This window comes from Streptomyces sp. NPDC002676 (genome assembly GCF_053592455.1).
Map to the genome: position 1 here is coordinate 15,685 of NZ_JBSFVT010000041.1, position 14,328 is coordinate 30,012.

The 14,328-nt window shown below is 69.4% G+C and carries 8 protein-coding genes; 7 read left to right on the forward strand and 1 reads right to left on the reverse strand.

The features are described from left to right. Positions 1–36 precede the first annotated feature (36 nt). The 5 genes from ACWD3E_RS41820 (at position 37) to sbnA (ending at position 7,795) form a co-directional block, all read left to right on the forward strand. Positions 37–1,956 (forward strand): BTAD domain-containing putative transcriptional regulator, encoded by a 1,920-nt coding sequence (locus tag ACWD3E_RS41820; protein WP_451392710.1) that lies wholly within the window; start codon positions 37–39, stop codon positions 1,954–1,956. Between the two features lie 251 nt (positions 1,957–2,207). Next, positions 2,208–4,652, forward strand: a complete 2,445-nt coding sequence (locus tag ACWD3E_RS41825; RefSeq protein ID WP_451392711.1) for a non-ribosomal peptide synthetase — start codon at positions 2,208–2,210, stop codon at positions 4,650–4,652. 11 nt (positions 4,653–4,663) lie between these two features. Then, entirely contained in the window at positions 4,664–5,659 is a 996-nt protein-coding gene (locus tag ACWD3E_RS41830; protein ID WP_451392712.1) for a TauD/TfdA family dioxygenase, read from the forward strand. 26 nt (positions 5,660–5,685) lie between these two features. Then, positions 5,686–6,735: a 2,3-diaminopropionate biosynthesis protein SbnB gene (sbnB, locus tag ACWD3E_RS41835; RefSeq protein WP_451392713.1), complete on the forward strand. Its 1,050-nt coding sequence runs from the start codon at positions 5,686–5,688 to the stop codon at positions 6,733–6,735. A 16-nt stretch (positions 6,736–6,751) separates the two neighbouring features. Further along, on the forward strand, positions 6,752–7,795 hold the full coding sequence (gene sbnA / locus ACWD3E_RS41840) for a 2,3-diaminopropionate biosynthesis protein SbnA (protein ID WP_451392714.1): 1,044 nt from the start codon (positions 6,752–6,754) through the stop codon (positions 7,793–7,795). Here sbnA and ACWD3E_RS41845 read toward each other — a convergent pair. Continuing rightward, positions 7,750–8,226 carry a hypothetical protein gene (locus tag ACWD3E_RS41845; RefSeq protein WP_451392715.1) on the reverse strand — a complete coding sequence of 159 codons (477 nt, stop codon included), beginning with the start codon at positions 8,224–8,226 and terminating at the stop codon, positions 7,750–7,752. The two genes, sbnA and ACWD3E_RS41845, sit on opposite strands and share 46 nt — an antisense overlap. Before the next feature lie 180 nt (positions 8,227–8,406). Here ACWD3E_RS41845 and ACWD3E_RS41850 point away from each other — a divergent pair, with 180 nt between their 5' ends. Continuing rightward, positions 8,407–8,622 carry an MbtH family protein gene (locus ACWD3E_RS41850; protein ID WP_451392716.1) on the forward strand — a complete coding sequence of 72 codons (216 nt, stop codon included), beginning with the start codon at positions 8,407–8,409 and terminating at the stop codon, positions 8,620–8,622. A 100-nt stretch (positions 8,623–8,722) separates the two neighbouring features. Then, positions 8,723–14,328 (forward strand): condensation domain-containing protein (locus ACWD3E_RS41855; protein WP_451392717.1); only part of this gene is annotated, 5,606 nt, incomplete at its 3' end.

A 14,328-nucleotide genomic window follows, 5' to 3' on the forward strand; every position in this document is an offset into this window, starting at 1 on the left:
GCTACGGGGAAAAGCGGGGGAGGGGGGAAATTTGGCATGACCTCTTGTGAGATTGACCACTTAGAAGATGCTGGCTCCCACCACATCGCGATAAAGGCTCTGGGTACACTGCTGGCGACCGTCGACGGTCGCCCAGTAGCGATTTCCGGTCCGCGGCAGCGCACCATCTTCGCGATGCTTGTACTTGCCAGGGGAAGAGTCGTGTCCGTGGATAGCCTGGTCGATGCGGTGTGGGGGATCAGACCGCCCACCACGGCCCGCACACAGGTGGCCATCTGTATCGGGGCTTTGCGCAAGGCGTTCCGCGCGGCCCACGCCAGGGAACCGGTCATCCTGACCACTCATCCGGGATATCGGCTCCTGACCGACTCCTGCTCTCTAGATGTCGGCGACTTCGCTGCCATGACGGCCGATGCCGTCGACAGCGCCCGGCAGGGGCGCCTCGAAGACGCTGTCGGCCTGTATCGCAAGGCCCTCGACCTGTGGACGGGGCCGGCCTACTGCGGCGTCGCCGGACAGTTCGTGGAGGATGAGTCCACCCGTCTGGAAGCCGAACGCCTGGGTGTCTACGAGGCGTTGTTCGACGCGGAACTCTCACTCGGCCGTCACAACGAGGTACTGACCGAACTGTCCGCAGTCGCTGATGGCCACCCCCTGCACGAAAAGCTGAGGTACAGCCTGATGCTGGCTCAGTACCGTTGCGGACGCAGAGCGGAGGCGGCCGAGGGTTTCCGCAGCTGGCGCCGACGGTTTGTCGACGAGCTCGGTATCGAGCCCAGCGCGTCGATCCACAAACTGCACAACGCCATTCTTCAGGACGCATCCGAACTCGCCCTGAGTGCGGAGGCGGCACCCCGCCCCGATCGCCGCACCATTCCGGTGGAACTGCCCGCAGACGTCCCGGACCTCATCGGACGAAGTGCGGAACTCGCCTCCCTGGATGCGTTGCTGGACAACACGCCCGGTCGGCCGCTGGCGCGGACGGGCGTCGTCGCCGGTACCGCCGGGGTGGGCAAGACGAGCCTCGTGGTGCACTGGGCAAGTCGCGTCTTGGATTACTTCCCCGACGGGTTGCTCTACGCCGACCTCTCCCAGTACGAGTGGAGTCACGAACCGGACACGGTGCACTCCTTGCTTCACCGTTTCCTGCGCGTGCTCGGGGTTGCCGCGGAGAGTGCGCCCGAACGGCTCGACGAATGCGTCTCGTTCTATCGCAGCCTGCTCGCCGAGCGTCGCGCCCTGGTGGTTCTTGACAATGCGCGGACGCTTGCGCACGTCCAGCCGTTCCTACCGGGTTGCGGCGACTCACGGCTCCTCGTAACCACCGACGGGCGCCAGGACCCGTTGGCCGTCGGTCGGGGAGCGGTCCACGTCGAGCTGGATGCTCTGCCGTTATCCGAGGCCGCAGACCTGGTGACGAGGCTGGTCGGCGAGCGCAGAGCCCTGGACGACACCTTGGCCGTGCGCGAGCTGTGTCGGCTGTGTGGCGGGCTGCCGCTCGCGCTGCGTGCAGCCGCGGGGCGTCTCATCGCCAAACCTCACTGGTCCGTACGGCACTTCGTGTACCGCCTCACCGATGACAACCGGCGGCTGCGAGAACTCGGTGCCGGTGGCGTGGAACTGCGGGGCGGGTTCGAGCGCGGGTACCACGCGTTGACCGGCACCGCAGCGCGCATGTGCCGCATGCTGGGGCTGCTTGACGCACGGAACTTCACCGCCTGCACCGGTGCTGCTTTGCTCGCCGTCGACCCGGCCGAGGCTGAAGACGCCATGGAGCAGCTCTTCGACAGGCATTTCGTGAGGGTGGTCGGCGTGACCCCCACAGGGGCGCTGCGTTACACCTTCCACGAGCTGGTGCGTCTGTGGGCCCGGGAGAAAGCGCTCGCGGAAGAGACCGAGGTGGAGCGGCACGCCGCTCTCACGCGCATGTCCGGTGCAAAGCTGGCCACTTGCTGATGAGCGAGGGAGCGCGTGGACGGATTCCGATCGATACTCCTCTGATAAGCCGCCCGCTTAACGTCCGCAGTGTCAGCTGAAGGGTCCAGCGGGGCCCAGGTCATGGAGCGCCGAAAGGTTGGGGTGTGGAGACTGGGCCGGCTGGAGCGTTCTGGCAACGTGTGCTCACGGGCAGCGGGTGCACGCCTCTGCCCTCGTGGCCGGGAAACCAGCCACAGCCCGTCGGAGCTGTCGGGCGTCGCGTGCCGCCCGTGGCCCCCGGTGCGCCGGCGGCGGTGCACGTCGCCGTCCCGCCGATGACCGCGCACGCGCTGCAGCACATGTGTCAGCGATCCGCGGTGGCACTGGACACAGCTGTCCTCGCCGCGTTCGTCAAGGTATTGGGGCAGGTTATCGCCGACCATGCCGTGATCTGCGGATATTACCCGCCCGCTGGTGGTGGGCCGGTGCCCTGCCCGGTGTCCGTCGCCGACGGCACCTGGTCCCGGCTCCTCAGCGACGTGGCCCGTGCGGAGTCGGAGTTGGTCCTGCACCTTCCGGGTTACGCAGAAGCATTGCGGACCCTCACGGCAGCAGAATCCGGTCCCCGGGGCTCCCTCTTCGACGCGCTGTTCGTCGTGGGGCGCGAGCCCCACGACACCGACCTTCCGACGGGCGCCGTCCTCGCGGCTGGCCTGTCCCGGGACGGCGACTCGCTGACGCTGGTGCTCCGTCACCGTCCGCAGGCCGTGGGCGGCAACCAGGCGGGACGCTTCGCCGCGTACCTGCTCGCGGCACTGCGCGCGCTCACCGAGGCACCGGATGATCCGCACCATGAGTGGAGTCCGGTGCCGGGCGAAGAAGTCGCCTACCAGGTCCACGAGTTGGCGGGCCCCTCTCGAGAACGGCCCGACCGGCGCGTCCACGAACTCTTCGAGCAGCAGGTGCGGCTCCGTCCCAACGATGTCGCCGCCGTGCACAACGCCACGGCGTGGACGTACGCGGAACTCAACCAGCGTGCCAACCAGCTTGCGCACACCCTGCTGGAAGCCGGACTGGGCGCCGAGGACGTGGTTGGCGTGGTCATGGAGCGCGACTTGGAGTGGCTCGCCTCCGTGCTCGCCGTCTTCAAGGCCGGCGGCGTCTACCTCCCGGTGGAGCCGCAGTTCCCCGCCCACCGCGTCGCGGACATGCTAGGGAGGGCCGACTGCCGGCACGTCCTCACCCGCCGTGGCGTCTCCCGCGCCCTCGACACCGCCTGGGCCCGGCTACCCGGCCTCCGCATCGACCACGTTGAAGAGCTGCTCGCCGCTCCGGGCCGGGTGACTGACCCGAAGGTGCCCGTCGCGGCCGGCCAGAGCGCCTACCTGTACTTCACCTCCGGTTCCACCGGTACACCCAAGGGTGCCGTGTGCGAGCACGCGGGATTCCTCAACCACCTCCTCGCCAAAATCGAGGACCTCGGTGTCACGGAGGGCACCGTGGTGGCGCAGACCGCGCCCCAGTGCTTCGACATCTCCCTGTGGCAGCTCGTCGCGGCGCTCGCCGTCGGCGGTCGTACCGTCATCGTGGACCAGGCCGTCGTCCAGGACGTGGCGCTGCTTGTCGACACCCTCGACACGGAGCGCGTTGAGGTCCTCCAGGTGGTGCCGTCCTACCTGGAGACGGTGCTGGCCGAACTCGACCGTGCCCGGCGTCGGCTGCCCCATCTGCGCTGTGTGTCGGCGACCGGCGAGGCCCTGAAGAAGGAACTTGTCGAGCGCTGGTTCGCCACCTGTCCCCAGGTCGCCCTCGTCAACGCGTACGGTCTGACGGAGACGTCGGACGACACCAACCACGAGGTGATGCGGCGCGTACCGGACGAGGCCTCGGTGCCCCTGGGCAGACCGATCGCCAACGTGCGGGTGTACGTCCTCGACGCAGCGCTGCGACCCGTCCCGCTCGGCTCCCCGGGCGAGATCGCCTTCTCCGGTGTGTGCGTGGGCCGCGGTTACGTCAACGACGAGGAGCGCACCCGTGCCGCCTTCGTGCCCGATCCGCTTGTACCCGGGGAGCGGATGTACCGCTCCGGGGACTTCGGCCGCTGGCTGCCCGACGGACGCCTCGAGTTCCTCGGACGCCGGGATGCACAGGTGAAGATCCGGGGCTTCCGGATCGAGATCGGAGAGATCGAGAACGCGCTGCTGAAAGTACCCGGCATACGCGACAGCGCCGTGATCGTGGTCGGCACCGGAGAGCGCCGGCAACTCGCCGCCTTCTGTACGGGCGCCGAGCATTGCGCCGACCGGCTTGCGGCGGCCCTGGGCGAGATCCTCCCCGGCTACATGGTGCCGCGCCGCTTCCACCACCTGCCCGAGCTTCCGCTGACCGGCAACGGCAAGACCGACCGCAAGGCGCTCGTCCGGATCGCCGAAGAGCTGGACGCCCCCGACGGCCGGTCGGCGGCCGACGGATTCGGCGGTGAGGCTCCATCAACCGATACCGAGCGCAGGCTGGCCGGACTCTGGGCCGACGTGCTGAAGGTGCCGGCTGCGAGCATCCGCCGCACGTCGGACTTCTATGCCCTGGGCGGCACCTCGCTGTCTCTCATCCGACTGGCCATCGGCCTCGACCGCGCGGCCTCGCCCCTGGAACTGCGGGAGACCCCGCTACTGGCGGACCTGGCGGCGCTCCTCGACGCCAAGGCCGCGGCGGCCGTGGCCACCGACTCTCCATAGGGCTGACACCGATGACTGATGTGACGACGGCCTCGACGTCCGAGGTCCTTTCCGACGGCTCTCGCCTCGTCTTGGAGCCGGGGCGCCCCCCGGTCCTCCAGGTCGCGCACGGGGACTTGCCCGCGCCTGCGGTACGGCAGTCACTCACCCGTCACGGCGCGGTCCTCCTGCGCGGACTCGGCCTCGCCGCACCTGCGGACTTGGCGCAGGTGGCACACGCCCTCGGGGTGACACCGATGGTGGAGCGGGAGGGCTTCGCGGCCCGCGAGGACGCCGGCCAGGGCGTGTACTCGGCGTCGCGGTGGCCCGCCGACGAGCCCATGTGCATGCACCACGAGCTGAGCTACGCGGACGAGGTGCCGGGCATCGCGCTCTTCGGCTGTCTGCGGGCGCCGCAGCAGGGCGGTGCCACCGCCCTGGCCGACGCCCGGCAGGTCCTCGGTGCACTCCCCGCGGATCTTGTGGCCCCGTTCGAGCGGCACGGCTGGCTGCTCGCCCGGCACTACGGCGACGTCGGGCTGGGCTGGGCGGAGGCCTTTGGCACCGACGATCCCGAGGCGGTGTCCGCGTACTGCCGCGACCACGCCGTGGACCACCGCTGGCTGCCGGACGGGTCGCTGCGCACGGTGCAGCGCCGGGCGGCGATCGTCGCGCATCCGGTGCTCGGTGAACGCCTGTGGTTCAACCAGATCGCGTTCCTGAACGAGTTCACGATGGACCCGGCGATCAGGGAATACCTGCTCTCCCTGTACGGCCCGGAGGCGTTGCCTTTTACCACCTTCTACGGCGACGCAACGCCTGTGCCCGAGCCGGTGGTCGCGGCCATCAACGACGCGTACGCGACGGTCACGGTCAGCGAACCATGGCAGGTGGGGGACGTACTGGTCGTGGACAACCTGAGGATGGCCCACAGCCGCGAGGCGTACCGGGGCGAACGCGACATCATCGCGGTCTTCGGGGAGCCGGTGCGTCCTCCCGGGCACGTACTGCCCGGTGTGACCGACTGACCTTCCGAGGACCTTCAGGAGCCAACATGTCCGAATTCCGCCCCGAGCAGAGTGCGACGCCGTCGTTCGCCGTGATCCCCGGCGCCCAGGTGCAGCAGGTGCTCGACGGCCGCCACCGCGAGGTGGTCGACCTCATCGAGACCGCCTACCGGCTGCACGGCGAGGAACAGACCGTCAACCCGCCGTCGTACTTCCTGCGCTTCCCGGACCGGCCGTCGGCCCGGATCATAGCGCTGCCCGCGTCCGTCGGCGGCGAGGTCCGCACCGACGGCCTGAAGTGGATCTCCAGCTTTCCGGAGAACGTCGGCCGCGGCATTCCCCGGGCGTCAGCGGTGCTCATCCTCAACGACCACGACACCGGATATCCGCTGGCGTGTCTGGAAAGCTCGATCATCAGTGCCGCCCGCACGGCTGCCTCGGCGGCGCTCGCAGCGGACCGCATCGCGGACGCGCGAGGCGTCCGCCCAGCCCGGATCGGCTTCTTCGGTACAGGCCTCATTGCCCGGTACGTCCACGGCTTCCTGGCCGGCACGGGCTGGACGTTCGACGAGATCGGCGTGTACGACCTCGAGGCGGAGCACGCCGCCGGGTTCGAGGAGTATCTGCACCGCTCCGGTGAGCGCGGGCCGGTCACCCGGCACAAGGACGCCGAGGCCCTGATCCGTTCCTCGGACCTGGTGGTCTTCGCGACGGTTGCCGCAACCCCGCACGTCACGGACCCGTCCTGGTTCGACCACAACCCGCTCGTCCTCCACCTGTCACTGCGGGACCTAGCGCCCGAGGCGGTCCTGGCCGCCACCAACATCGTTGACGATGTCGACCACTGCCTCAAGGCCGCCACCTCGCTGCACCTGGCCGAACAGCGGACCGGCCACCGCGATTTCGTCGCTGGCACTCTCTACGACGTCCTGACCGGGACCCTGCGCCCTGCGGCCGGACGGCCCGTGGTGTTCTCGCCGTTCGGCCTGGGCGTGCTTGATTTGGCACTCGGCAGACATGTCTACGACGTGGTCGTGGCGTCGGACGAACTGCGGGTCGTGGACGGGTTCTTCCACGACATGCGACGCTACGGCTGAGGCGGGGAGCACGCACGTGCCGGTCATTTCGGCGCCCCAGGAGTTCAACCAGGACGATCTCTACGTCGACCTGGACACTGTTCTTGGGATTCCGCTCTTCCTCAAGTGCGAGGGCTTCAACTTCACTGGTTCCATCAAGCAGAAGGCCGCCGTGGAGATGGTCGAGGCAGCGGAACGCGACGGTGTGCTCGGGCCGGACTCGATCCTGGTGGAGTCCTCGTCGGGCAACCTGGGCATAGCGCTCAGTGTCATCGCGGCCAACAAGGGCTACCGATTCGTCTGTGTCACCGACCCGCGGTGCACGCTGGCCGCCCGGCGGATCATGTCGGTGCTCGGCACCACGGTGCACACGGTCACCGAACCCGACCGGGACGGCGGGTTCCTCGCCGCGCGCATCAACCATGTGCGCGCCCTGTGCGCGGACGACGACCGGTACGTCTGGCTCAACCAGTATGCGAACACGGCGAACTGGCGCGCGCACCACCGCCACACGGCACCCGCCGTCGACCGGGCCTTTCCCCGGCTGGACGTCCTGTTCGTGGGGGCCGGCACAACGGGCACGCTGATGGGCTGCGCCCGCTGGTACCGCGAAAACCGCCCACACGTCCGTATCGTCGCCGTGGACAGCGTGGGCTCCGTGACCTTCGGCCATCCGCCCGAGCCGCGCATGATTCCGGGGCTCGGTTCGGGGGTACGGCCGGCCTTGCTGGACGAGGAGTTCGTCGACGAGGTCATCACCGTCCCGGAGGCCGAGACTGTGCGGACCTGCCACCGGCTCGCCGCGGTCGGCTTCGTCTTCGGGGGGTCCACGGGAACCGTCGTCAGCGGCGCCCGGCAGTGGCTCGACGCGGCGGCCCCGCGGACCCGGCTCACCTGTGTGGCGATAGCCCCGGACCTGGGCGAGCGGTATCTCGACACCATCTACCGGCCGAAGTGGGTGGAAGACGTCTACGGCGATGACGTCCTGGCTCCGCTCCGCCCGCAGCCCGCCGAGGACCGGCGCGACGGGAGCGTTCAGATCAGCCGGACTGGGCCGGATCGCTCGACAGCGGCCGGATAGCAGTACGCGGCACGCGACGTGGAGAGCAGCAGCGTGCCGCGGACATGCGCCAGGTGGGACGCATGACAGGCCGCGAGTACCTCGGCGCCCTCGACGCGCTGGTCCGCGCAGCGCGCGTAGAGCTTGCCCGCGGACACCGCGTCGTCCGGTGAGAGTTCGACGATGTCAACACTGCCCCGGTCGACGAGGCTCTGCACGGCGGAGCCGGTGCCGAATTGGTGTCCTTTCGCGCAGTATTCGTCCCAGCAGGTGCGCATCGAACAGGACACTGCGAAGGTCACGGAGGGTATGACGAGATGAAATTCTCTGGCGCTGACCGCGGCTTTCAACGACGACGCGGCCGGGGTGTGGCCGGTTGCAATCTGGTACAGGGCGAAGGAATCGGCGACTGCGTACCCGTCTGAAGTTCCCAGAAGGCCGTGCAGTTCCACTGATGCTCCCCTCGGTCGCAGGGCAGTTACGTGACGGTAGGCAAGAGGATAGCGCCTGTCCAGGCTCGCCGAGACGCCAACTCAGCCTTCAGCAAGGGGAGATGGTGCCGCGATATCGAAGTGATGCAAGCCCGTGATGAGCTGGGTACAACGGCCCATTATCGAAATCGAGGTTGTGGTGTGACGAATCCGTTTGAGAATGCAGAGGGAAAGTTCTTCGTCCTGCTCAACGAGGAGGAGCAGTACTCGCTGTGGCCCAGCTCCATCGAAGTCCCCGAAGGATGGCGGGTCGCCCTTGACGAGACCGACCGACAGGTGTGCCTCGACTTCATCGAGAAGAACTGGACCGACATGCGGCCCAAGTCGCTGCGCGATGCCATGGACGCACACGCCTGAGGAAACTTCCCCGCCAGGGCGGCGCCACGGGTGACGCCTGCCCTGGCTTGTTCTTCCCTTTTCACCTTTTCCGGATTCGAAACTCAGGGGTAGGTAACAGGTGTCTGGCACGGGAGCCGCTCGCTGGCCGTTGTCCGCCGCGCAGTCGGGCGTCTGGTTCGCCCACCAGCTGGGCGTGACGGACCTGGACTTCAGTCTCGCCCAGTGCATGGAGATCCGCGGCGGCGTCGACGTGGAGCTCTTGACGGCGGCCGTCCGGACGGCCCTCGACGAGGCGGAAGCCCTGCGCGTCCGCTTCACCGAGGACACGGACGGCGTGTGGCAGACACCCATGCCCGTCCCCGACGATGCCGTGTCCTTCCATGACGTCTCGACGGACCCCCACCCCGTCGAGTCGGCACTGCGCTGGATGCGGGAGGACCGAGCCTGCTCCGTCGACCTCCTCACGGAGCGGCTGTACGAGCTCGCCCTGTTCCGCCTGGCACCGGACCACCTCCTCTGGTATACGCGCGCCCATCACGTCCTTGTCGACGGCCACGCCGCCGGCCTGTTCACCCGTCGCGTTGCCGAGGTCTACACGGCCCTTACGCAGGGTCGGCCCCACGGCGACTCGCCGTTCGGCTCCCTCGCTGCCCTGCTCGCCGAGGACCGGGAGTACCGGGCGTCGGCGGACTTCACCGCGGACCGTGCCTACTGGGAGAACCGGCTCGCAGACCGCCCCACCAGGTTCAGCCTGTCGCGGCGCACCGCCACTTCCCGCAGCTCCTCGCTGCGCGCCTCCACGAGCCTCGCGACGCCGCTCAACGACGCGCTCATCGCCGCCGCCCGGTCCGCCCGCACCCACTGGTCGGTGGCCCTCACGGCCGCTGTCGCCCTGTACGCGCACCGCATGACCGGCTCCCGCGACATCACCCTCGGCTTCCCTGTCACCGCCCGCGTCAGCCTCGCGGCCCGCCGCACCCCGGGCATGACCGCGAACGTCGTACCTTTGCGCCTGACCGTCTCCGCCGATGACGACTTCACCGCCCTCGTCACGCGGACCGGTCAGGTCGTGAAGGAGGCGCTGCGGCACCAGCGTTACCGCCAGGAGGATCTGCAACGCCACTTCGCGGGCACCGCGGACGGCTCGGGCTCCTTCGGCCCACTGGTCAACATCATGACCGCGGACGACGGCCTCGCCTTCGGCGAGTGTCCCGCCCGGCTCCTCAACCTGGGCAACGGGCCGCTCGATGACTTGGCCTTCGACGTCTACGGCACCGCCCGTGGAGAAGGCCTCGTCATCCACCTCGACGGCAACGACACTCTCTACACCGCCGAGGAACTCACCGGGCACCTGGAACGCTTCGAGCACATCCTGGCCGCGGCCCTGGCTGACCCCGCCCAGACCGTGGCCGAGCTGGACCTGCTGCCGCCGCGGGAGCGGCAGCTGATCCTCGGCACGTGGAGCGGCCCGGCCGACGCGGCACCACCCGCCGCGACGGTGACCGAGCTGGTCGAGGAGCAGGTCCGGCGCACCCCGCACGCCCCCGCAGTGGCCACCACGGCGGGCGAGGTCTCCTACAAGGAGCTGAACTCCCGCGCGAACCGTTTCGCCCGCCTGCTGATCGAGCACGGCGCGGGCCCGGGGCGCACGGTCGCTCTCGCCCTGCCCCGGTCCCCGGAGTGGGCCGTGGCGGCTCTCGCGGTGGCGAAGGCGGGGGCGGCCTGCATGCTGTTCGACGCCGACGCACCGGCCGGTGCGGACGACGCCCCGCGACCCGTATGCGCGGTGACTTCGGCCCACACCCTCACCCCGCTCCCGCACACCCTGCCCCGCGTTGCCCTGGACGCGCCGGACACGGCCGAGGTCCTCGCCCGGTTCCCGGACACGGACGTCACCGACGAGGACCGCACGACCGCCCTGCTGCCCTCGCACACCGCTCAGGTGAGCCACCCGACGGGCCTGACCACCTCACACGTCGCCCTCACCGGCCGGCTCGGTCGGCTGCGGACCGCCCACCCGCAGGGCCCCGGTGACCGCGCCTTGCACGGCACCGCGTCCCTGTGGGCGTTCTGGTGGATGCTCTGCAGCGGGGCGACCTTGGTGATGCAGCATCCTGACAAGCCCGACGCGGACCCGGGCGCACCTCACCGTGACGCGACGCGCACGGCCGCCGTCCTCGCCGCGGACATCAGCGCCCACGGGGTCACCACCCTGCACACCACCCCCACGGTGTTGGCCTCGCTCCTCGACGAGCAGGCAGGCGCCTGTGCCTCCCTGCGTACCGTCGTTTGCACCGGCGAACCCCTGTCGGCCTGGCTACTGACCCGCTTCCACGACACCCTGGGCAAGGCAGCCCTGTGTGCGGCCTACACCCCGGCGGGGGCCGGCGTTCCCGCCCTTGTCTGGGCCGGCGGCGAAGACCCCGGCACCGGCAGCGCACCCATCGGCCGCCCCATGGACGGCCTCCGCGCCTACGTACTCGACGCACAGCTGCGCCCGGTCCCGGCCGGTGTGACCGGCGAGCTGTACGTGTCGGAGGAGAAGGCCGCCCTCGGTTACCCCGCCCGTCCGGCCGACACCGCCGCGTTCCTGGTCGCCGACCCGCACGACCCGTCCGGTGGGCGTATGCAGCGCACCGGGGATCTGGCCCGCTGGCGCGCCGACGGCACGCTCGAACATGCCGGCTCCGCGGATCGGACCGCCGTGTCGAGCAGGGGCGCGGACCTCGCCTCCGCCGAGGCCGCCTTGATCACACACCCCCATGTCACCCAGGTCGCCGTCCTCGACCGTGAAGACACCGCGGGCACCCCGCTCCGCGTGGCGTACGTGGTGCCGCGCTCCGGTGCCACCGTCGACGCGGACGCGGTCCAACGCCATGCAGCCGAGCGGCTGCCGGAGTCGCAGGCCCCAGCGGCACTGGTCGTCCTCGACGCGCTCCCTGTCACCGCGCACCACCTGCTCGACCGGGCGGCTCTGCCGCTTCCTGCCGGGGCCGCGGCACCGGCCCACCGCACGGCCCGCAACCCCAGGGAGGCGGCATTGTGCCGGCTCTTCGCTGAGGTACTGGGCGTCGAAACCCCGGGAATCGACGATAGCTTCTTCGACCTCGGCGGGCAGTCCCTCACCTCCGTCCGGCTCTTGAGCCGCATCCGCACGGAGTTCGGCGTCGAGCTGCCTGTCCGCGCGCTGTTCGAGGCCCCCACGGTGGCGCAGTTCGCACAGCGACTCGACGAGGCCGAGCGCTCCACCGCCCAGGCCCTGGTCCCGGCCGCGCGTCCCGACGTGGTCCCCCTTTCGTTCGCGCAGCGCCGGCTGTGGTTCCTCAACCGCCTCGAAGGGGCCGCCTCGTCGGCGTACAACATGTCGTTCGCCGTACGACTGACGGGAACGCTGGACCAGGACGCCCTGGCCGCCGCCCTGCGGGATGCCGTGGAGCGGCACGAGAGCCTGCGCACCGTCTTCCCCGAAAGCCCCGACGGTGCCCCCCACCAGCAGATTCTCGACGCCGACCGGATCCCGGCCACCCCGTTCGACGTCGTCACCACGAACGCCGGCGAACTGCCGCGCCTCCTCGCCGAGGCGGCCGGACGCGGCTTCGACCTGACCTGCGACCTGCCCCTGCGCACCTTCCTGTTCACCGTCGACGCGTCCTCGCACGTGTTGCTCGTAGTGCTGCACCACATCGCCGGCGACGGCTGGTCGATGGTCCCCTTGGCGCGTGACCTGGTCACCGCCTACGAGGCACACACGAGGGGTGCCACCCCGGAATGGAAGCCGCTGCCCGTCCAGTACGCCGACTACACGTTGTGGCAGCGTCGCGTCCTTGGCGACACGAACGACCACGACACCCCGCTCGCACGCCAGCTCGCCTACTGGTCGAAGACGCTGGACGGACTGCCGGACCAGCTGGAACTGCCCACCGACCGGCCCCGCCCGGTCACCGCGTCGCACCAGGGCGAGAGCATCCCGGTGACGATCGGCCGCGACGTACACCGATCCCTGGCCACGCTGGCGCAGGAGACCGACGCCAGCCTGTTCATGGTGGTGCAGGCGGCGTTCGCGGCGTTGCTGTCGCGGATGGGTGCGGGGACGGACATTCCGATCGGTTCGCCGGTGGCGGGTCGTACGGACGAGGCGCTGGATGATCTGGTCGGGTTCTTCGTGAACACGCTGGTGCTGCGGACGGATGTGTCGGGTGATCCGACGTTCCGCGAACTGGTGGAGCGGGTCCGGGAGACGGACCTGGCCGCGTACGAGCACCAGGACGTGCCGTTCGAGCACCTGGTGGAGGTCCTCAACCCAGCCCGCTCCATGGCCGCGCACCCGCTGTTCCAGGTGATGCTCGCCTTCCAGAACAATGAAGCGCCCAGCTTCCAGCTCCCCGGCCTCACCACGGAGATCGAGCAACTCGACACCGGCGCCTCGAAGTTCGACCTGCTCCTCAACCTCACCGAACAGCAGGACACCGACGGCGAGCCCGCCGGGCTGACGGGGTTCCTGGAGTTTGCTGTGGATCTGTTCGATCGGCGGACGGTCGAGGGTCTGGTGGAGCGGTTGGGTCGGTTGTTGTCGGCGGTGGTGGCGGATCCGGATGTGCGGGTGGGTCGGCTGGATGTGCTGTCGGAGCGGGAGCGGCGGGATGTTCTGTTCGGCTGGAATGCCACGGGTGTTGAGGTTCCGTGGGTGTCGTTGCCGGAGTCTTTTGCGGCGCGGGTGGCGGTTGATCCGTGTGCGGTTGCTGTGGTGTTCGAGGGTGTGGAGCTGTCGTACGGGGAGTTGAACGTTCGGGCGAACCGGTTGGCGCGGTTGTTGGTGGAGTGTGGGGCGGGGCCTGAGCGGGTGGTGGCGTTGATGCTGCCGCGTTCGGAGTGGTTGCCGGTGGCGTTGCTGGCGGTGGTGAAGTCGGGGGCGGCGTATCTGCCGGTGGATCCCGAGTATCCGGCGGAGCGGATCGCCTACATGCTTGGCGACGCCGACCCGGTGTGCGTGCTGGGTTCGGCGGAGACGCTTCAGCAGGTCCCCGAGGAGTGGACGGACCGTGCTGTCGACGTTCCCGCACAGGCCCTCGACGGTTATGCGGATGGGGAGTTGTCGGTTGGTGAGCGGGGTGGGGTGCTGCTGCCTGAGCATCCGTTGTATGTGATGTATACGTCGGGGTCGACGGGTCGTCCGAAGGGTGTGGTGTTCCCGGTTGGGGCGATGGTGAATCTGCTGGCGTGGCATGGGCTGGTGATGCCGGGTGGTGCGGGTTCGCGGACGGGGCAGTTCGCGGCGCTGAGTTTTGATGCGGCGGCGCATGAGATGTTCTCGGCGTTGTGGTCGGGCAAGGCGTTGGTGGTGCCGCCGGACGGGGTGCGTCGTAGTGCGGTGGAGTTGGTGCGCTGGTTCGACCGGTGGGGCGTGGGGGAGTTGTTTGCGCCGATGCCGATGGTGGAGGCCGTGGCGGAGGCTGCGGCTGAGCTGGGTGTGGATCTGCCCGGACTGGTGGATGTGGCGCAGGCTGGTGAGGCGCTGGCGGTGCGTGGTGCGGTGCGTGATTTCTTCGCGTCTGTGCCGGGGCGGCGGTTGCACAACTATTACGGGCCGACGGAGACGCATGTGGTCACTGCGTTGTCGTTGGAGGGTGCTGTTGGCGGGTGGCCGGTGTTGCCGTCGATCGGTCGGCCTGTGGCCAACTGTCGGGTGTATGTGCTGGACGATCGGTTGTGTCCGGTGCCGGTGGG

Excerpts from the sequence above, each read along its gene's own strand:
- ACWD3E_RS41820 (WP_451392710.1), top strand. The coding sequence starts at position 37 with ATGACCTCTTGTGAGATTGACCACTTAGAAGATGCTGGCTCCCACCAC.
- ACWD3E_RS41830 (WP_451392712.1), top strand. The coding sequence starts at position 4,664 with ATGACTGATGTGACGACGGCCTCGACGTCCGAGGTCCTTTCCGACGGC.
- sbnB (WP_451392713.1), top strand. The coding sequence starts at position 5,686 with ATGTCCGAATTCCGCCCCGAGCAGAGTGCGACGCCGTCGTTCGCCGTG.